We start from the raw sequence: 20,057 nt of genomic DNA, 5'->3' as shown, positions 1-20,057 counted from the left end.
TCAAATTATCGACTTATTAAATTAAAGTAATGAAATAGAGTGTTTTACGATTTTTGGATAATAAAAATTGTTGGTCGATTGTGTAAATCGACCTTTGTTTTTTTCCAATCGTTTATTGAAAGGGTTTTGATGTATTCAGTTGGTAAAGTAATATCCGTTGCAATGCAAAGTCGAGTAGAATTTTGTAACGATTGTAAAATATCTTCCAATAATTTATTGTTTCGATAAGGAGTTTCTATGAAAATTTGGGCTTGATTTTTTTCAAATGACAAGCGTTCCAAATTTTTCAACATTGCTTTTTTTTCACCTTTATCAATAGGTAGATAACCATTAAAAGCAAAACTTTGACCATTCATCCCTGAACCCATTAAAGCGAGTAGGATAGAAGATGGTCCAACCAACGGTACCACTTGAATTCCTCTTTCATGAGCTAATTTCACAATCACAGCTCCCGGATCGGCTACACCGGGGCAACCGGCTTCACTCATTAAACCTACATTTCTGCCATCTAAACAAGGTTGAATCATAGCAGCATGTTCAGCAATTTCAGTATGCTTGTTTAAAACACTGATTCGCAAATTCGCTTGAACTTTTTCTGGATTGACCGATTTAATGAAACGACGAGCTGTTTTTTCATTTTCCACCACATAATCTTGAATAAAATCGATCGCTCTTTTAACAGTTTGTGGCAACACATCATCTGGAGCCACTTCACCTAAAGTGGTGGGAATTAAATAGAGCTTTCCTAAAAAAGAGATGGGTTTCATGTTGATTTTATTTGAAACCTGACAGGTTTTCAAACCTGTCAGGTTTTATGAGAAAAAGTTTTTGTAACTTTTACATTATTTTTTTAAAAGCTTATTGGCAATACTTTCACAAGCTTCTTCTAACATTTCATAAACTTGATCAAAGTTACTTTGAAATCCATGATAAGGGTCTGGTACATCCACATTTTCGCCCGGAAATAATTCATCTAAAATGAGTTGCACCTTTTTTTTATCTTCATCATTTCGAGCCATTTTAATTACGTCTTCATAATTGTTGGTATCCATTACGTAGATAAAATCAAACTCATCATAAAAAGAAGTTTTAAATAATTTTCCTCTTTGATGCGTGATGTCAATACCGTTTTTTTGAGCCGTAAAAATTGAACGTTTATCAGGCGGATTACCAATATGCCAATGTCCGGTTCCGGCTGAGTCAACAACAAATTGATCCATAGGAAGTTTAGAAGCTAGGATTCCCTCTGCCAAAGGTGAACGGCAAATGTTACCTAAACAGACCATTAAAATTTTTACAGGCATATTGTAGAATTTACATTACGATTTCAGGATTCAAAAATAGAAAGAATCCTGAAATCATCATGTTATAAGGAAAGTTTTTTATGGATGTCATCCACAAATTTTCTGAATTGCTTATCAGTAGTTACTAAATTGTCAACGGTTTTGCAAGCATGTAAAACGGTTGCGTGGTCGCGGTCACCAATTTGCGACCCAATATTAGCCAACGAAGCTTTCGTAAATTTCTTTGCAAAAAACATGGCTAATTGTCTGGCTTGCACCACATGACGTTTTCTGGTTTTACTTTGTAAGGTATCAACGTCTAATTGGAAATAGTCTGAAACTACTTTTTGAATGTAGTCAATTGAAATTTCACGTTTTACATTTTTAACAAATTTCTCCACAATACTCTTTGCTAAATCTAATGTAACTTCTTTTTTGTTAAAAGAAGATTGTGCAATCAAAGAAATAATTGCTCCTTCTAACTCACGAACATTTGTTTTGATATTTCGGGCAACATATTCCACAATTTCATCCGGCATTTCTACACCGTCACGGTATAAAATATTTTTTAAGATAGAAATACGTGTTTCATAATCAGGTTGGTGTAATTCTGCGGATAATCCCCATTTGAAACGCGATAATAAACGTTGTTCAATATCTTGCATGTCAACCGGAGCTTTATCAGAAGTCAAAATAACTTGTTTGCCATTTTGATGCAAGTAATTGAAAATGTGGAAGAATACATCTTGTGTTCCTGATTTTCCGGATAAAAACTGAACATCGTCAATAATTAGCACATCAATTAATTGATAGAAATGAATGAAATCATTTCGTGTATTTTTCTTTACCGAATCAATATATTGTTGCGTAAAAACTTCAGCAGAAATATATAAAACCGTTTTGTCTGGATATTTATCTTTGATTTCAACACCAATTGCGTGAGCTAAGTGCGTTTTTCCTAAACCAACTCCACCAAATATCAATAATGGATTGAAAGAAGTTCCTCCCGGTTTGTTTGCTACCGCCATTCCGGCAGAACGAGCCAAACGATTGGAATCACCTTCTAAAAAATTGTCAAAACTGTAATTGGCATTTAATTGCGATTCAATTTTAACATTGCGAATTCCAGGAATTACAAATGGATTTTTAAGTTCAGGACTGATGTTTTTTAACGGAGCATCAACATCTTGTGGTTTAACCGGACTTCTGTGAGCACTTGGCAGTTGTTCTGTAAACGGTTGTTTATTGCCATAAGTGTTTTCCATTTTAATTTTATACAGTAACTTTGCATTTTTCCCAAGTTCTTTGGTTAAGGCCACTTTTAGTAATTTAACATAGTGTTCCTCTAACCATTCATAGAAAAATTTGCTCGGTACTTGAATGTATAAAGCATTGTCCGTGAGTTCAACAGACTTAATCGGTTCGAACCAAGTTTTGTAGGCTTGTTCCTGAATATTGTCTTTTATAAAAGATAGACAGTTTTCCCATACCGATTCCGCAGTTTTGCTCATATTTTTTATAAATTATTGTTGTTTATTAAAGGTTAACTTACAAAGAAAACAGACTGTTTCTTTATCAACTTTTGGGATAACAAATATGTGAACAAAAAAGTGTAAAAAAAAATTATTTACTATTGATTTTATAAAAATATTATTGTAAAGACCAATTAAGGGCTTCGCTATTACTAAAGAAAAATATTACAGAAAAGTATGAAAGAACATCAATTACAAGTTAGAGTGCGTTATTCAGAAACCGATCAAATGGGAGTGGTTTATCATGGCAACTATTTGCCTTATTTTGAGATAGGTAGAGTGGAATGGCTCAGAAATCATGGCATCTCTTACAAAAGTATGGAAGAAAACGGAATCGCTTTGCCCATCGTTAATATCAATATAAACTACAAAAAACCAGCACGTTATGATGATTTGTTGACGGTGAGAACCACATTCAAAAATCAAAGCTCAGTAAAGATAGAATTTGAATGTAAAATTGAGAACGAAAATGGTGAGTTATTAACAACTGCAAATTTTGTTTTGGTTTTTGTAGACATTAAAACAGGAAAACCGACTTTGCCACCGGAAAATATTAAGGCTATTCTTCACAAAATGGAACAAATCGAAAACTAAGCAATCGTTTTAATTTCCACTTCAAATAAATTACTAAAAATGTCGAATACTTTTTCGGCATTTTTTTTTCGAGTTGAAATAGTCAAAATACAATTTTCGGTCAGTTCTTGATGGATGATTTCCAAGTTTTTTTCTTTTATAATTCGCATCACTTTATTCATGTTTTTATACTCAAAAAAAAGTTGAAACTGTACATCAATAGTTTTTTCAATAATGATTGCATTTTCTAACGCCATTTGTGCTGCCGTTTTGTAAGCAGAAATCAATCCGCCAACGCCTAATTTTACTCCACCAAAATAACGAACAACTACTATTAAAACATTGGTTACGTCAAAAGATTGAATTTGTCCGTAAATCGGCATACCGGCACTATTGTTGGGTTCACCATCATCATTGGCTCGATAACTAATTTTGTCTGTTCCCATTTGATAAGCATAGCACCAATGACGAGCAGAAAAATGTTGCTTTTTGAGTTGTTCTAAATGAAGTTTAACTTCCTCTTCTTTTTGAATCGGAAAGGCATAACCAAAAAATTTGCTGTTTTTTTCTTTGAATAAAACTTCATTTGAAGGTTCAGCTATTGTGCGATATGTATCTTTAGCCTCTTCCATGCTATCCGGTCACTAACAGTATTGCTAATAAAGCCAGGCCAATTCCGATTCCGTTTCTTTTTGAAATTTTTTCTTTGAAGAATAAAATTCCTGCCAAAGTAGAAACCATAACGATGGCAACATTGTGAATAGTAAATATGGTTGAACTTTCAAACATTTCACTGTCGAGCATTTTTACCAAATAATATAAAGAAAAATAATTAGGAATACCCAATATGATTCCGGCTAGGATATTTTTACCGGTAATTTTCATGTTGAATTTGAAAATGTTTACACCTATTAATATAATACCAATCGAAAAAGCCATCAAAAAGGTGTGTGAGGAAAACAAAGCAATCTCATTTTCAGGCAAATAATCATTTTGTAATATTTTTAAACTGGTATCGATGGCTCCTGCACCAAAAAATACCAAAAGCGGGTACAACAAACTTTTAGATTCGGTTACAGCTCCTTCTTCTTTTTTGGAAGTAAAATAAACCGCAAGTAACGCCAGCACGATTCCAATAACTTTAAAAATGGTTAAAGAATCACCGAATAATGCGATGCCAAAACTGATTGGGATGATTACTGACATTTTTGAGGCTACTGAGGCAACTGAAAGTCCGTTTCGTTGTGATGTAATGGCGGTGGCGTAAAACACACTGATGAATAAAAAGCCCAAGAAAAAACTTCCGGGATACCATGATTTTTCAACGATAGAAGGATAATGAAACGCTTGATTGGAAAAAAATAATCCCATCACAAAAGCGGTAAAATAATTGACCACTAATGCTTGTAGTGTATTTATGGAATAACGGCTAAAAAGTTTTAGAATAACAAATAAAACAGCGTTGAAAACAACACTCAATAGAATATAAATCACAGATTAATAATTTTTTTGGCAAATAAATCAGTAACGTCTTCTTTTCCTACTTGTAAGTTCCAAACTTCCAATCCTATTGAAGCGGCGGCATCGGTATTTTCTTTTTTGTCATCCACAAATAATGTTCGTTTAGGCGATAAATCATGGCGGTTGATTACTTGTTTGAAGCTTTCTACATCCGGTTTACGCACACCCATTTCATACGAAAAATAGACTTTTTCAAAACAATTATAAAAATCCCTTGAAAAAGACATTCCTACTTTGTGTTCAAAATGGTCAATATGAATTTTATCGGTATTGGATAATAAAAACAAACGATATTTTCCTTTTAAACTTTGCAAAAAGTCCAAACGATATTCTGGAAAATCGCCTAAAACTTTGTTCCATGCTTTTCGAATATCTTCAATAGATGCATTGGGCAAATGTTTCTGAAAACCTTCGATAAATTCAAGTTCAGAAATTTTTCCAATTTCGAAAAGTTGATTTAATTCATTTAAATCGTTGTGCCATTCCGTAAGGCCAAGTTCTCGAAAAGCTTTATCAATTCCCGGTTTGTCTAAGTTGATAAAAATATCTCCAAAATCAAAAATAATCGTATTAATCATGTCTTCTGCCAATTAAAAGTTCATCGGTTAAAAAGTTCATTTTTTTCACGGTTTTATAAGCAATCTTGGGAGCTATGACACCTTGTTGAAATAAAGTATCACCTTTGAAAATTCTCACTTCATCCCATAATTTAGCGTCAATAAAGGTTTGAAGCGTTTGACGTCCTCCTTCAATAATTACAGATTGAATTTCCTTTTCAAAAAGTAAATTTACTATTTTTTCAGCAAGTTGATGATCAAAGATAAGGGTTTCGTAGTTACAATTTTCACTGTTTTTGTGATTTTCTTCTTCCGTAATTATCAACGTGGGTTGTTGTTGATTTTTTACTTCATACTCATCTGAAATTTTTCCTTTTCTATCCAATACAATTCTTAACGGCTGATTTCCATACCAATCTCTGCTATTTAAATTGGGATTGTCTTCAAAAACAGTAGTTGTTCCTACTAAAATGGCTTGTTCTTCAGTTCGCCATTTGTGTACCAATTGTCGGGAATATACATTCGTAATCCAAACCGGTTTTTTCTCCGTTTTAGTAAGCGGAGCCAAATATCCATCGGCACTTTCTGCCCATTTTAGAATAATATAAGGACGTTTTAAATGATGAAAAGTAAAAAAGCGTTTATTGAGTTCCAAACATTCTTTTTCTAACACCCCAACTTTTACTTCAGCACCTGATTTTCTGAGTTTTTCAATGCCTTTTCCGGCCACTTTTTCATGTGGGTCAACCGTTCCAACCACTACTCTAGGAATCTTTTGATGCACAATTAAATCACTACAAGGTGGTGTTTTTCCAAAATGACTGCAAGGCTCTAAACTCACATAAATAGTGGATTTTGACAATAAAGATTTGTCTTTCACAGCATTTATGGCATTTACTTCCGCATGCGGTTCACCTGCTTTTTGATGCCAACCTTCTCCGATGATTTTGCCTTCAAAAACAATCACGCTTCCAACCATCGGGTTGGGGTAAGTTGTTCCCAAACCGTTTTTTGCCAATTGAAGGCAACGATGCATGAATTTTTCATCTTCCATAGAGGGACAAATTTACTCATTTTGCCCAAAAACGGAGAAATAGTTTTACTTTTACCTTCTTAAAATAAAAATATTTTATGACACAGATTCGCTCCATTCAACCTGCTGATAATCCATTTGTTGCACAAGTCATTCGCGATGTACTCATTGAACACAATGTGCCAAAAGTAGGAACGGCCTATGCCGATGCATCGTTGGATTGCATGTTTGAAACTTATTCTACATCAAAAAGTCATTATTTTGTTGTAGAAAAAGAGAGTAAAATCATCGGTGGAGCAGGAATTCATCAATTAGAAAATGAAGCGGGTATTATTTGTGAATTGCAAAAAATGTACTTTTTACCGGAAGCTCGGGGTTTAGGTTTAGGTGCTGAAATGATGGAAAAGTGCCTCACTTTTGCCAAACAAGTCGGTTATGAAAAATGCTATTTAGAAACCATGCCGTATATGAAAGATGCTCAAAAACTGTATTTGAAATTTGGTTTTGATTATTTGGATCAACCAATGGGATGCACCGGTCATACTTCTTGTCCGGTTTGGATGATTAAAATCTTGTAGGGTATGACTACTTTCAAACAAATAAAAGCTCATTTTCACACACAACTTTCCGGTTTGTATGATTCGCAAGAAATTGAAAGTTTCTTTTATTTGACATTGGAAAAATTGCATCAGCTAAAAAGAATTGATTTGGCTTTGCATCCGGAAAAAGAAATCCCATCAGAAGATATTTTCCATTGGGAAAAAGTATTGGAAGCTTTACAAAAAGAACAACCAATTCAATATATATTAGGTGAAACTTTTTTTTATGATTTACGATTTTATGTAAACGAATTTACGCTTATTCCCAGACCGGAAACGGAGGAATTAGTGGCTTGGGTTTTAGACAAAATTAAGCAGAAAAATATCCAAAATCCAACAATTATCGATATTGGAACCGGCACGGGTTGTATTCCGATTGCCTTAAAAAAGAATTTACAATCTTCCACAATTTATGCTTTAGACGTTTCTGAAGAAGCTTTATTTGTGGCAAAGAAAAATGCACAATTAAATGAAACGGAAGTACATTTTTGGCATAAAAATATTTTAGAAACTGATAATTTGCAACAGCAATTTGATATAATTGTTTCCAATCCGCCATATGTGCGTCATGTAGAAAAGCATGAAATGAAAACGAATGTTTTAGGTTATGAACCGCATTTGGCACTTTTTGTTTCAGATGAAAATCCGCTTGTTTTTTATCAAAAAATAGCTGAATTGGCTTTGCTTCATCTTGTACCTAACGGATTGCTTTTCTTTGAAATCAATCAATATTTAGGGAATGAAACCGTTGAATTGTTATCTAAATTAGGCTTTAAGCATATTGAATTACGGAAAGATTTGTATGGAAATGATAGAATGATTAAAGCTCAATTGATTAACGAATGAAGAATAACGAATGTTGATTTTTGAACAATTTTTACTCGTAACGCAACGCCTCAATAGGATCCAATTTAGAAGCTTTTATCGCGGGATATAAACCCGAAACCAATGCCACAACAAAGCTGGTAATCACCGCCGCAATAATGGCCATCCAAGGAATGATAAAATCAAATTCTAACACTGAAGCAAAGATAGAACCGATTGTAATTCCTAAAATAATTCCGATTATTCCACCCAATTGACCAATTACAATGGTTTCGGTAAAAAATTGAAAAGCAATCGTTTTTCGTTTGGCACCCAAGGCTTTTCTAACACCAATTTCACGTGTTCTTTCCGTTACAGAAACCAACATGATGTTCATCAAAGCAATGGAAGAACCAAAAATAGTAATGATACCAATAATCCAAGCTGAAGCACTCAAAACTTTGGTCAACGATAAGATTTGATTGATTAATTCATCACTTCGCACGATTCCAAAATTATTATCTTCCACCGGATTTTGCTTTCTAATTTGTCGCATCGTTATGGTTGCGTGGTCAATAGCGGCATCCAATAATTCTTTTTTATCCACCATTACACTTACGTTATAATTGATGTTTGGTTGCGTAAAAACAGAACGAGCAATTTGAATGGGAATCAACACTCTTAAATCTTGACTATTGCCGAAAGTAGAACCTTTCTCTTTTAATACGCCAATTACTTTGAATTTTGCTCCCCGAATAGAAATTGTTTTGTCAATTGGGTTCACATCTTTCAATAAACCTTTTTCAAAATCGGAACCAACGACGCAGACATAATTGTTGTTTTCAATATCAAAACCGGTAAAATTCCTTCCGGTGGCGACTTCTAATCCCGAGTTTGCCGCATAACTTTCATCAACACCCAACACGGTAATTTCAGGATCTGTTTTTTTATTTTCAAATTTCACTTGAGCTGTTGGAGTAGCTGTAAAGGATAATGATGTGGTTGTAAAAGGATAATTGAATTTCTCTTTAAATGCTTTGGCATCCGGATAGGAAATAATCGGATTTATGATTTCGCGTTCTCCACGTCTTCCGCCATTGCCAATTCTCACTTCTAATTCATATTGTCGAATCGTAAATGTATTGGCTCCCATCATCGAAAAGTTAGAAGAAATAGTGTTTTCCAATGCAGATACCACCGTCAAAATACTTACCAAAGCCGTAATTCCAATGGCTATAATGATAATCGTTAGAATGGTTCGCAACAATTGTGTTTTGATGGAACCTAATGCAATTTTGATGTTTTCTTTTACTAATCCGGTCATGTTTATATTTGTCACATTTATGCATATTTTGTTACAAGCGACAAGGAAAATTATTTTAAAAGTAAGATATTTGCAGAGCTTTTCATTTTTGTCATTCCGCAAGATGACGAAGTCGAAATAGCAATCTCCCGCATAGCGGGCAAAAATGAACCTTATAATCCAAAGAAATAATTTTAAAATGGCACAAAAACCCAGTATTCCAAAAGGAACGAGAGATTTTTCACCGGCAGAGGTGGCGAAACGCAATTACATCAGTTCGATTATGAAACATCATTTTGAGGTCTTTGGTTTTCAGCCAATTGAAACGCCTTCGTTTGAAAATTCAGAGACGTTGATGGGAAAATACGGGGAAGAAGGTGACCGATTGATTTTTAAGATATTGAATTCGGGGGATTATTTGGATAAAGTAAGTCAAGACGAATTATCAAACATTGATTATAAAAAACTAACTTCTAAAATCTCCGAAAAAGCCCTTCGTTACGACCTAACCGTTCCCTTCGCACGATACGTGGTTCAACACCAAAACGAAATTGAATTTCCGTTCAAACGATACCAAATTCAACCGGTTTGGAGAGCCGATCGTCCGCAAAAAGGAAGGTTTAGAGAGTTTTATCAATGTGATGCCGATGTAGTAGGTTCTACGTCGTTGTGGCAAGAAGTGGAGTTGGTGCAATTGTATGATGCGGTTTTCACCCAATTAGGTTTAGGCGGAGCCACCATCAAAATCAATAACCGAAAAATTTTATCCGGCATTGCAGAAGTGATTGGAGCAAAAGATAAATTAATTGATTTTACAGTCGCGTTAGATAAATTAGACAAAATAGGCGAAGACGGCGTGAAAAAAGAAATGCTTGAAAAAGGAATTTCGGCATTCGCCATCGAAAAAGTGCAACCGTTGTTTCAATTTTCGGGAACAGTTGCTGAAAAAATTACAAAGTTGAATCAGTTGTTGGCCTCGTCTGACGAAGGAAAAAAAGGAGTAGAGGAGCTTCAATTTATATGTGAAACCATTCAAAAATTAGGTTTGCAAACTGCCATCATTGATTTGGATGTTACGTTAGCCAGAGGTTTAAATTATTACACCGGAGCTATTTTTGAAGTCGTTGCTCCACACGTAGCAATGGGTTCGATTGGTGGTGGCGGGCGTTATGATGATTTAACCGGTATTTTTGGTTTAAAGAATATGAGTGGTGTCGGCATTTCGTTTGGATTAGACCGTATTTATTTGGTGTTGGAAGAATTAGGTTTATTCCCGGAAACGGTGACGGCAACTACTAAAGCACTTTTTATCAATTATGGCAATCAAGAAAGTTTGTATGCGATGGAAGCGATTTCCAACTTACGCCGTAGCGGAATCAAAGTAGAATTGTATCCTGATGCTGCTAAAATCGCTAAACAATTTCAACATGCCGACAAACGCGGAATACCTTTTGCGGTGATTGCCGGACAATCGGAGATGGAACAAAATTGTTTTGGTTTGAAGAATTTACAAACCGGTGAACAAGTGAAGTTGGATTTTGAGGGGTTGAAGAGGGAGTTGTTCTAGAATACAATTTTTATAGACTTTTTACATATTCTTCTGCCGACATGATTGGTAGTAATGAATGTTTAAAATCTTTTTGATTTCTAGTGATGATGATGTCGCATTTTGAATCTAAAGCACAAAAGTATTGTAATGAATCTTCAAAATCTTCAAATTCTGAATGTAAAGCTTTTTCCACAATGCTTTCATTCATTACAGCTATTTCACAAAGAATTTTAAACTTTCTCAATTTTTCTTTTGCATTTGAAATTCCTTCCGATTTGGTGAGAAAATAATTTACCGTTGCAAATGAAATAGGAGAGGCAATCAATTTTACTTTTTTGTGATCGGCTAAAGTTGCCAATTGTGCACTTGGAAGGTAAAAAGGTTCTCGTTCCCCAAGAAAATCAAGTATGATGTTAGTGTCTAAGAATAACTTTTTACTCATTTATGTTTGTTCAAAAGATGTTCAGCATATTCTTTTTTGTAATCCAAATCGGCAGGAATTGAATTACCGGTTTTTATACTTTTTACAAATGGAGAGATTTCAATGGAATCCTCATTTTTTGTATCATTGGTAAGCGATTTCAAGTAATTCTCGATAATTCGAGACAAACTCACTTTCTTTTGAGCAGCATAAACCTTCGCTTTCTCAATGATTTCTTGATTTAATTTTAATGTCAATTTTGTATCCATAGCGATATGTTGTACGTACAAATATATGAATTACATCCGTATAACTTTTGTTTTTAACATTTTTGGATGGAAAAATTTACAAACCGGTGAACAAGTGAAGTTGGATTTTGAGGGATTGAAAGTAAAACTTTCTAAGTTAATAATTTGAATAAAAATGAAAAGCCCCTCACGTCGAGGGGCCTTTCGGTGTCAAAAATCAATTATCAAAACCCTATTTAATAATGATTTTTTTGCTAATTGTTCCGGCAGTTGTTTGCAAACGAACAATGTAGGTGCCAGTACTCACGTTGCTCACCGGTAACGAAATGTTGGTTTGGGTTTCGTTTTCAACATTCCAGGTGGCAAGGGTCTGGCCCAGGATTGTAATGATATTCACTGTTTGCACAGTAACATCGGTTAAGTTTTGTATAGTAAGTAAATTTTGGGCATTTGAAAAAGCAACTCCAATTTCTTGGGCTAAGCTAAAATCAGGATTGGATAACGCTTGGTTGCTAAACGTTAATTCAAAACGGTTGTGTATTTCGCCTTGTGCCAAATAAACCGTAAAAGGACCATTTTGAATCGGGTGATGTATTCCGGTGGTTTTGTCTAGAATGAAAATATCAATGTTTTCATCCCAATTCATAACCTCGTCTAAAGTAAATTGAACGTTTCCGGCTTCATAGGTTTTTACTCCTAACGGGTATTTTTTGTTTACATCAAAATAACCCACTCCCTGAATGACCAATTTATTGGAACCATTCATGAAATACATGTCATTTTGTTGATTATCAATATGAATGGCATCATAGCCGGGGTCGATATTATCGGTAGCCCATTCGTTCATGAAGCCTAATAAAATTTCTCTATGGTAGTTGTTATACGAATTAAATCCGATTTTAATTTTGGCAAAAGCTTCCTCTTCAATCGGGTCTTCGATGTTGTCAGGAAGAAGTTGATCATTCGCCAAAGCAGTAGTAGATGCCGGACGAAATAAATCAAAAGACTGTTCATTGATTTCTTTAATAAACAAACGCTGACTGTTTTGGAACGTAATTAAACCGCCTTGGTCATTACCTGTTACAAAAAAACCTTGTCCTACCGGAATAAAACGTCCCGGAGTTTTGGTGTTTGAACTCAAATTATTTTCACCAGTCTGAGCTACCGGTTTGATACCGCCAACAAGCGTTATGGCTCCATAACCCCCTTGATAACCGGATAAATTATGGGTATTATTGCTGGCAAAATGTTCCCAAAAATATAAGGTTCCGTTGATTACATTACAATTGTCTTTAATAAATGTATGTGCATCTAAGGCAGAAGGATAGGGGTTTCCGGCCAAATTCAAATTGTTAGGCGAAACCGGAACAGTAATGGTTCCATTATTAGGTTTTCCCACAAACGTATAGTTTTGAAATGGAGCATCTGTACCGCTACCTTTTAAAGTATAGCCTTGTCCGGCTTGCAATAATCCATTTTGTCCAACAGTTGACCAATTGGCATAAAGAGGCGTTAAATTCTGAAACTTATAAATCCAATAGCTACTAAGTGTAATTGGATTGCTGGTGGTAGGGTTATTTGTGCTACTTACCCAAGCAATATTTTGTGGTTGACTATTGCTGCCGTCTTTCATTACACCGGCTACAGTATAACCGTGATTGATGGTTGTTGCATTAGGCGTGCTAACCGGCGACGACCAATAATTGTAATTGTATCGATTGGACTGACCTTGTTGGTCTCTTTCCAATATACCTGAACTGGTTGGGTCTAAAATACTTTCACTGGTTTGAATAAGTTGTGCTTCACCTTCCAAATCGATTTTACCGTTTAGTTTTAAGTATCCTCTGTTTTCGATTTTTGTGTCGTTTAACAGGGTGATTTTTTTACCCGAATCCACAATTAGACCTAAGTTAACGACATTCGCAAATTGTGTAATGTCATGACTCACTTGGATGATAGCCCAAGGATAGGTTTCGGCATCTTTTCCGAAAATATCGGTTGAATCATCTTGAATAGCTGTGGTAAAATTGCCGTTTCTTTTTGTTACTAAAGGCATTGGAGCTTCTTGAATACCAACAGCGTTGATATTAAAAAGTTGAATTCCTTCAGCGTTATCAGGTGTATTTTGTGTTTGATTTTGTACTATACTGTTTTGAATCAAATCCATTTTGTAATAGCGAATCAAAGCACTATAATTTAGGTTTGTGAAGTTTTTTGGGATAGTTACGCCTCTTACCGTACCATTATGATTGGTAATTTCTTGGTACACCATTTGCTGGATGTGAGTATCCGATAAACTTTCATTAAAAACCCTTACTTCATCTAATTTTCCATTAAAATAGTGGGTGTTTTGAGTAGGATTTTTTCCTATTGAAAAAGTATCATTTTCTGATTGTTGAATGGTACCGGTCGAATTTTGTTGTTGTATTAATTTTCCGTTAAGGTACAATTTTAAGCTTGAACCATTGTAAGAAGCTGTAATGTGATACCAGCGTGAAGTATCTAACGAGATGGAGCTTGTCAATGTAATTGCATTACAAGTCACAACAATTTTTCTGTTGGTAGTACAACTGATATTGAAATTGTTTTCCCCCATGATAAAGGCATCATTTTGAAATTGAGGTGATAAACTTATCCAACCCATCAAGGTTGTTTTTTCCAGTCCTTCTAAAATGCCATCAGCGGTTCCATATGCATTAATTCCATTAAAATGCAAAAACGCTTTTTGGTTACTATTCAATACGGATTCTTGGCCGTTTGTGTGAGCTTGAATGGGTTTACATTCTTTTACTTCACTTTTTGCGTTACTTTCTATTTGGCACATGACTAAGAGTAGCAATGTGAAAATAGATTTTTTTACAATAACCTTTTTCATCGTTAATGAGGTTAAATTGATTTTAGATTTTTGACGATTCAAAGGTAAAAACGATTTTCAATTAATCGATAAAATGTATAAAATAATCGATGAAATGCATAAAAATATTAAAAGTTAATATAAATAACTTACAAAATGTAATCATTTTAGATGTGGAAGTTTTATAAATAAAGATGGAAATAATTGTAATTTATAGCTTGAATGAGGTGAAAAAGTTTAAAAACAGAAAATATGTAGTGCTTTTTTAAACGAAAAGAAATAGCGTAAAAATAAAAAAGTCCCCAATCGGGGACTTTTAGTAGCGAAGACGGGAGTTGAACCCGTGACCTTTGGGTTATGAATCCAACGCTCTAACCAACTGAGCTACCTCGCCAAATAAGGATTCATCACTTTGTGAATGCGGGTGCAAATATATAAATAATAGTAAAGCTTCCAAACATATAATGATAAAATATTTTTATTTTAAAAATCGCTTTTTTTTTGTGTTTATATTCAATATATTGCTCAAAATTTTTCTAAATATGGATTCAAAACTACGTTATGAAATAGAGTTTCCGATTAATTCTTCGCCACAACTTCTATATCAATATATTTCTACTCCTTCCGGGTTATCAGAATGGTTTGCAGACAACGTAAATTCAAGAGGTGAGTTGTTTACTTTTATTTGGGACGATACAAAAGAGCGTGCTCGTTTGGCTTCCAAAAAAACAGGTGAACGTATCAAATTCAAATGGATTGATGAAAATGACAAAGACACCGAATATTATTTTGAATTAAAAATCATGGAAGATGAAATTACAAAAGATGTTTCTTTAGTAGTGATTGATTTTGCTTATGAAGATGAAATTGAAGAGTCCAAATTATTGTGGGAAAATCAAATTTCTGATTTGAAGCATGTTATTGGTTCAGTTTAATTATAGGATTTGAATTATATTTGCCCTGAATTTTCAGGGCTTTTTTTATGGTTAATTTTAATGGGAGTATTCAAGACGAAATGATGTTGTCAACCAATAGAGCTTTTCTATACGGTGATGCAGTTTTTGAAACGTTAAAAATTGTTGAAGGAAGAATTTTATTTTTTGAAGACCATTATTTCCGACTGATGGCTTCCATGCGAATTCTTAGAATGAAAATTCCAATGAGTTTTACATTAGAATTTTTGGAAAATGAAGTTTTGAAATTAGTTAAAGAAGCCAATTTAACGGAATCCTCAAGAGTTCGATTAACGGTTTTTAGAAATGATGGTGGTTTTTATTTACCAAAGGATAATGCGGTTTCGTATTTAATTTCTGTTCAACCTCTTCTAGATAAAAAGTATCATTTTTCTTCTGATAACTACGAAGTTGAATTGTATAAAGATTTCTATATAACGAAACAATTACTTTCTACACTCAAAACAACTAATAAAGCCATTCAAGTTGTAGGCAGTATTTATGCAGAAGAAAACGGTTATCAAAATTGCTTGTTACTCAACGAAGAAAAATCAGTAGTGGAGGCGTTAAATGGGAATTTGTTTATGATGATGGGCGATACATTAATTACACCACCCTTAACCGAAGGCTGTTTGAATGGCATATTACGTAAGCAACTTCTCTCAATAGCAAAAAATATAGAAGGATTAACGGTTACCGAAGCACCAATTTCGCCATTTGATTTACAAAAAGCATCAGAATTATTCATTACAAATGTAATCACAGGTATTCAACCTATTACAAAATACCGCAAGAAAGAATTTGAAACAAACTGGTCAAAATTACTTTTAGAAAAAGTAAATGAACTAATTTAACATCGGATTTTCAGGAGCGTTTGACCAAATTAAATATTCGCCACCGAGTTCGATTAATTGTTCTTTCCAAAAATCGACCGATGATTTCATCAAGATGTTTTGTTTGAAATTGTTTTCAATCAAAATCCAGGAATTGGCATTCAATTCGTCTTCCAATTGATTGGCACTCCAACCGGTGTACCCTAAAAAGAATCGAATATTTTCTTTTTGAATAACACCATCATTAATTAAATCTCTGGTTTTTTCAAAGTTGCCACCCCAATAAATTCCGTTAGAAATCTCAACACTATCCGGAATTAATTCAGGAACAGTATGAATAAAGTATAAATTATCTTGTTCAACCGGACCGCCATTGTAAACGGTAAAGGAAGATTCGATTTCAGGAACCAAATCAGTAAGGGTATATTCTAAAGGTTTGTTTAAAATGAAACCAACTGTGCCTTCAGGATTATGATCGGCTAATAAAATTACCGACCTATTAAAAGACAAATCACCATAAATGGAAGGTTCTGCTATGAGCAAATGACCTTTTTTAAGTTTTTCTTTAATCATTTGGCAACAAATTTTTAATAAAATTACAGAATTTTATCATAAAAGTCCAAATATTTTCTTAAAAATGTCAAAAAAAAAATCTTCCGTAAAGGAAGATTTTCTTTATATCTACTAAATTAAATTAGTTAACAGAACCTTCTAATTCAGCACCTGCTTTAAATTTAACTACATTTTTAGCAGCAATTTTGATAGTTTTTCCAGTTTGTGGATTTCTTCCTTCTCTTGCAGCTCTTTTAGATACTGACCAAGATCCAAATCCTACTAAAGAAACTCTTCCACCTTTTTTCAAAGTAGCACCTACATTTCCTAAAAATGATTCTAAAGCTAATTTTGCAGCTGCTTTAGTAATTCCTGCGTCAGCAGCAATAGCATCGATTAATTCTGATTTGTTCATAATAATAGTTATTAATTGTTGGTTAAACATAAAGTTAATTGTAACAAATTTAATAGGATTTCCTTACTAGGCAAGACTTTTCGTGATTTTTCGTGTGTTTTGTTGATAACTTCAATGTTTTTGTTGATAAAGCCACGACAAACGGCACTTTTTAAGTGTTTTTCTAGCAAAAATCAGTCCTTACAAGGCTTGAGCATTTTCAGAAAATGTCATCCCGTTGAGCAACTCGGCAGTAAGCATTTTTCTTTTTCCCGGAAATTGAATAGCATGAATGTGGATAAATCCGTCGTGAACCGCTATTTTCATTTCTTTTTTTGTTGTTTGTATTTTTCCAATCGGTAAAGAATGGTTGCTGGCTACAAAGGTTGCTTCATAAATTTTAACAGCCCATTCTTCTTCTCCATCTTTAATTAAAGACCAAGCCGTTGGATAAGGGGAAAGTCCTCTAATTAAATTAAAAATTTCAATTCCTAGTTTTTGCCAATTTATTTTACAATTGTCGCGGTTTAGCTTGTAGGCCGTTTTAATTTCCGGTGTATCCACTTGAATAGTTGTGGTTACCGTGTTATTTTCAATTAATTGTAACGTTTCGATAACTGTTTTACAACCCATTTGCATCAATCGATCATGAAGTTGACCGGCATTTTCGTTGGGTTCGATGTTTGTTTCTTCTTTAAGAATGATGGCACCCGTATCAATTTTGTCGTCAATAAAAAAAGTGGTAACTCCGGTCTTTATCTCTCCATTAATTATTGCCCAATTGATGGGTGCTGCTCCACGATAGTTTGGCAATAATGAAGCATGAAGATTAAAGGTGCCGAATTTTGGCATTTTCCAAACGACTTCAGGCAACATTCTAAACGCAACAACCACTTGACAATTGGCCTGCAAACTTTTTAATTTTTCAATAAATCCTTCGTCTTTTAAATTGGTAGGTTGCAAAAGTGTAAGCTGTTTTGATAAAGCATATTCTTTTACTGCTGAAACATTCATTTTTTGACCACGACCGGCGGGTTTGTCAGCAGCTGTAATCACACCAACTACATTATAATGGTTTTGGAGCAACGCATCTAAAATGCCAACCGCAAAATCAGGTGTTCCCATAAAAACGATTCGAAGTTTTTCCATTATTGTTTTGATTTAAATTTATTGTTGGGTAATACTATAATTTTTTGTTCGTCTAAAAGTTCTCTGATGGCTTGAAGTAAAGGTTCGTCTTCTGCTAAAACAATTTGTTGTAATTCTCTTGAGCTTAGTTCTCTTTCTGTTAACAGATATATAATTTTATCTTTCAATTTATCATTTTCAGACGTAAGGGCTTTGGATGATTTGCAAGAAGAACAATGTCCGCAATTTTTCACATTTTTTTCACCAAAGTACTGCAAAAGTAAGACACTTTTACACGTTTTGGTATCAGAAACATAGTTAATCACACTTGATAACTGTGCTGTTTTTAATTCGTTTTGTGAAGTTAAATATTTAAATGTTCTGCTCAATGTTCTGTCGTCTTCTCTTACTTCTAAAAAGGTAATTTTAGAATCATTGCTTTTTGCGGCATAGGAAACAATTCCTTTTTGATGTAATTGCGATAATACATCTTCTACATCTGATTCCGAAACACCTGATTTTTTTGCAATCAAAGAAACGTTAATGGCAGTTGTGGTATCGTAAATACCGGAATAGGTTCGTAAAATCGTTAAAATAATTTCCTCTTGATGGCGATGCAAACTAATATAGCGAATGACTTCTTTACTTTCGATGATAAATTGAAGCAAGACTTTTTCAGAAAACTCTTGACTAAAATGAATGATTCCTTGATTGTTTAAAAAAATTAATGCGTTGTATGTTTTTACAACGGGCAACTGATATTGAATGCAAAAATGATTCAGGTTAAATGAAAATTCATCATCAATTCCTTCTCCATAGGCAATTTGAAAGTAATTACACAATTTAGTAAAAACCGATTTCAAATATTCTTTGTCCGGCAAACTATTGTTCAATTGTGATTGAACTTGGTTACAGTCGTTGGGTCCTAACAATAAGATTGCTTGAGCCATTTCACCATTTCTTCCGGCTCTTCCGGCTTCTTGATAATAGTTTTCTAAATTATCGGGAAGTTGAAAATGAATAACTGTTCGAACATTTGCTTTGTCAATTCCCATTCCAAAAGCATTGGTGGCGACCATAATTGGTGTTTTTTCAGTCATCCAATCTTCCATATTTTTGGTTTTTTCCCGCATGGTTAATCCACCATGATAAAAATTAGCTTTAAATCCTAGTTTGGAAAGTTGTTCTGCAATTTCAACACAGTTTTTTCGATTGCGGACATAGATAATTGAAGGTTCAGGTTGCCGATTTAAAATCTGCGTAATTTGATATAATTTATCTTCCGAAGGAATAACGTGATAACTTAAATTTTCTCGAGCAAACGATTTTTGGAAAAGTTGAGGTTTTTCTAGATTTAATTGTTCAATAATATCCTGTTTCACTCGCTGGGTTGCCGTTGCTGTCAAGGCTAAAAATGGAACTCCCGGAAAATGTTGTTTCAATACATTTACCTTTAAATAGGAAGGTCTAAAATCGTGGCCCCATTGCGAGATACAATGTGCTTCATCAATTGCGATGAGATTGACAGGAAGATTCTTTATTTTCTCAATAATCCAATCTTGTTCAAGTCTTTCAGGTGAGAGATACAAGAATTTATAATTGCCATACAAACAGTTGTCAAACAAAGTGGTAATATCATCAACAGAAATTCCACCCGTTAACGCCACCGCTTTGATGTCTCTTTTTTTTAATTGGTCAACCTGGTCTTTCATTAAAGCAACCAAAGGAGAAATAACCAAACAAATTCCATCGTTCATCATCGCCGGAACTTGAAAACATACCGATTTACCGCCACCGGTAGGCAACAAACCAATAGTATCTTTTCCATCCAAAACCGATTGAATGATGTCTAATTGCGGTTCTCGAAAAGAAGAATATCCCCAATATTTTTTTAGTATTTCTTCCGGTTTTTGCATTCTT

Annotated in this window: 21 protein-coding genes and 1 tRNA gene; 6 read left to right on the top strand and 16 right to left on the bottom strand. The window is 34.1% G+C overall.

Annotated elements, in window-relative coordinates; all coding sequences use genetic code 11:
• Positions 1 to 44: 44 nt before the first annotated feature.
• The 3 genes from H601_RS0107710 to dnaA all read right to left on the bottom strand — a co-directional run bounded on the left by H601_RS0107710 (position 45) and on the right by dnaA (position 2,794).
• On the bottom strand, positions 45 to 767 hold the full coding sequence (locus H601_RS0107710) for an SAM-dependent methyltransferase (RefSeq protein WP_026710969.1): 723 nt from the start codon (positions 765 to 767) through the stop codon (positions 45 to 47).
• 75 nt (positions 768 to 842) lie between these two features.
• Positions 843 to 1,304, bottom strand: coding sequence for a low molecular weight protein-tyrosine-phosphatase (locus H601_RS0107705; protein WP_026710968.1), 462 nt, complete (start codon positions 1,302 to 1,304; stop codon positions 843 to 845).
• A gap of 62 nt (positions 1,305 to 1,366) precedes the next feature.
• A complete protein-coding gene (gene dnaA, locus H601_RS0107700) occupies positions 1,367 to 2,794 on the bottom strand; it encodes a chromosomal replication initiator protein DnaA (protein ID WP_026710967.1) in 1,428 nt (475 codons plus the stop codon).
• A 198-nt stretch (positions 2,795 to 2,992) separates the two neighbouring features.
• On the opposite strand from dnaA, the gene H601_RS0107695 reads away from it, so the two are divergent.
• Positions 2,993 to 3,409, top strand: a complete 417-nt coding sequence (locus H601_RS0107695) for an acyl-CoA thioesterase (RefSeq protein WP_026710966.1) — start codon at positions 2,993 to 2,995, stop codon at positions 3,407 to 3,409.
• On the opposite strand, the gene H601_RS0107690 is transcribed toward H601_RS0107695, so the two are convergent.
• The 4 genes from H601_RS0107690 to ribD are packed head-to-tail and all read right to left on the bottom strand — an operon-like array spanning position 3,406 to position 6,520.
• Positions 3,406 to 4,020 (bottom strand): IMPACT family protein, encoded by a 615-nt coding sequence (locus tag H601_RS0107690; RefSeq protein WP_026710965.1) that lies wholly within the window; start codon positions 4,018 to 4,020, stop codon positions 3,406 to 3,408. The genes H601_RS0107695 and H601_RS0107690 overlap by 4 nt on opposite strands.
• Position 4,021: 1 nt before the next feature.
• Entirely contained in the window at positions 4,022 to 4,882 is an 861-nt protein-coding gene (locus H601_RS0107685; protein WP_026710964.1) for an EamA family transporter, read from the bottom strand.
• Positions 4,879 to 5,487, bottom strand: a complete 609-nt coding sequence (locus tag H601_RS0107680; protein ID WP_026710963.1) for an HAD family hydrolase — start codon at positions 5,485 to 5,487, stop codon at positions 4,879 to 4,881. Before H601_RS0107680 ends, H601_RS0107685 begins: the two co-directional genes overlap by 4 nt.
• A complete protein-coding gene (ribD, locus tag H601_RS0107675) occupies positions 5,480 to 6,520 on the bottom strand; it encodes a bifunctional diaminohydroxyphosphoribosylaminopyrimidine deaminase/5-amino-6-(5-phosphoribosylamino)uracil reductase RibD (protein ID WP_035655705.1) in 1,041 nt (346 codons plus the stop codon). Before ribD ends, H601_RS0107680 begins: the two co-directional genes overlap by 8 nt.
• 77 nt (positions 6,521 to 6,597) lie before the next feature.
• On the opposite strand from ribD, the gene H601_RS0107670 reads away from it, so the two are divergent.
• Complete coding sequence (locus H601_RS0107670; protein ID WP_026710961.1) at positions 6,598 to 7,077, top strand: GNAT family N-acetyltransferase; 480 nt, start codon at positions 6,598 to 6,600, stop codon at positions 7,075 to 7,077.
• Positions 7,078 to 7,080: 3 nt separating this feature from the next.
• Complete coding sequence (prmC, locus tag H601_RS0107665; protein WP_035655703.1) at positions 7,081 to 7,944, top strand: peptide chain release factor N(5)-glutamine methyltransferase; 864 nt, start codon at positions 7,081 to 7,083, stop codon at positions 7,942 to 7,944.
• Positions 7,945 to 7,975: 31 nt separating this feature from the next.
• Here prmC and H601_RS0107660 read toward each other — a convergent pair whose 3' ends face one another.
• On the bottom strand, positions 7,976 to 9,226 hold the full coding sequence (locus tag H601_RS0107660; RefSeq protein WP_026710959.1) for an ABC transporter permease: 1,251 nt from the start codon (positions 9,224 to 9,226) through the stop codon (positions 7,976 to 7,978).
• 178 nt (positions 9,227 to 9,404) lie between these two features.
• Between H601_RS0107660 and hisS the strand changes: the two genes are divergently transcribed.
• Positions 9,405 to 10,772 carry a histidine--tRNA ligase gene (hisS, locus tag H601_RS0107655; protein WP_026710958.1) on the top strand — a complete coding sequence of 456 codons (1,368 nt, stop codon included), beginning with the start codon at positions 9,405 to 9,407 and terminating at the stop codon, positions 10,770 to 10,772.
• 10 nt (positions 10,773 to 10,782) lie between these two features.
• On the opposite strand, the gene H601_RS0107650 is transcribed toward hisS, so the two are convergent.
• From H601_RS0107650 to H601_RS0107625, 4 genes are all read right to left on the bottom strand, one after another.
• Positions 10,783 to 11,196 carry a type II toxin-antitoxin system VapC family toxin gene (locus H601_RS0107650; RefSeq protein WP_026710957.1) on the bottom strand — a complete coding sequence of 138 codons (414 nt, stop codon included), beginning with the start codon at positions 11,194 to 11,196 and terminating at the stop codon, positions 10,783 to 10,785.
• A complete protein-coding gene (locus H601_RS0107645) occupies positions 11,193 to 11,444 on the bottom strand; it encodes a DUF6364 family protein (RefSeq protein WP_026710956.1) in 252 nt (83 codons plus the stop codon). The genes H601_RS0107650 and H601_RS0107645 overlap by 4 nt, the downstream gene beginning before the upstream one ends.
• 211 nt (positions 11,445 to 11,655) lie before the next feature.
• A complete protein-coding gene (locus H601_RS0107635; protein WP_156900365.1) occupies positions 11,656 to 14,298 on the bottom strand; it encodes a LamG-like jellyroll fold domain-containing protein in 2,643 nt (880 codons plus the stop codon).
• Positions 14,299 to 14,597: 299 nt separating this feature from the next.
• Positions 14,598 to 14,671: transfer RNA gene (locus H601_RS0107625), tRNA-Met, on the bottom strand.
• Positions 14,672 to 14,819: 148 nt separating this feature from the next.
• On the opposite strand from H601_RS0107625, the gene H601_RS0107620 reads away from it, so the two are divergent.
• A complete protein-coding gene (locus H601_RS0107620; protein ID WP_026710954.1) occupies positions 14,820 to 15,212 on the top strand; it encodes an START-like domain-containing protein in 393 nt (130 codons plus the stop codon).
• Positions 15,213 to 15,259: 47 nt separating this feature from the next.
• Positions 15,260 to 16,084, top strand: coding sequence for an aminotransferase class IV (locus tag H601_RS0107615; RefSeq protein ID WP_026710953.1), 825 nt, complete (start codon positions 15,260 to 15,262; stop codon positions 16,082 to 16,084).
• Here the strand turns inward: H601_RS0107615 and H601_RS0107610 are convergent.
• From H601_RS0107610 to H601_RS0107595, 4 genes are all read right to left on the bottom strand, one after another.
• Entirely contained in the window at positions 16,076 to 16,636 is a 561-nt protein-coding gene (locus H601_RS0107610) for a YqgE/AlgH family protein (RefSeq protein WP_026710952.1), read from the bottom strand. The genes H601_RS0107615 and H601_RS0107610 overlap by 9 nt on opposite strands.
• Before the next feature lie 121 nt (positions 16,637 to 16,757).
• Positions 16,758 to 17,030, bottom strand: coding sequence for an HU family DNA-binding protein (locus tag H601_RS0107605; RefSeq protein WP_026710951.1), 273 nt, complete (start codon positions 17,028 to 17,030; stop codon positions 16,758 to 16,760).
• Positions 17,031 to 17,210: 180 nt separating this feature from the next.
• Positions 17,211 to 18,158 (bottom strand): methionyl-tRNA formyltransferase, encoded by a 948-nt coding sequence (gene fmt / locus H601_RS0107600; RefSeq protein ID WP_026710950.1) that lies wholly within the window; start codon positions 18,156 to 18,158, stop codon positions 17,211 to 17,213.
• On the bottom strand, positions 18,158 to 20,053 hold the full coding sequence (locus H601_RS0107595; protein ID WP_026710949.1) for a RecQ family ATP-dependent DNA helicase: 1,896 nt from the start codon (positions 20,051 to 20,053) through the stop codon (positions 18,158 to 18,160). The genes fmt and H601_RS0107595 overlap by 1 nt, the downstream gene beginning before the upstream one ends.
• Between the last annotated feature and the right edge of the window lie 4 nt (positions 20,054 to 20,057).

This window comes from Flavobacterium filum DSM 17961, from assembly GCF_000425465.1.
Lineage (GTDB): Bacteria > Bacteroidota > Bacteroidia > Flavobacteriales > Flavobacteriaceae > Flavobacterium > Flavobacterium filum.
The sequence above is the reverse complement of the archived record's forward strand: the minus strand, read 5'-3'. Positions and strand labels throughout refer to the sequence as shown.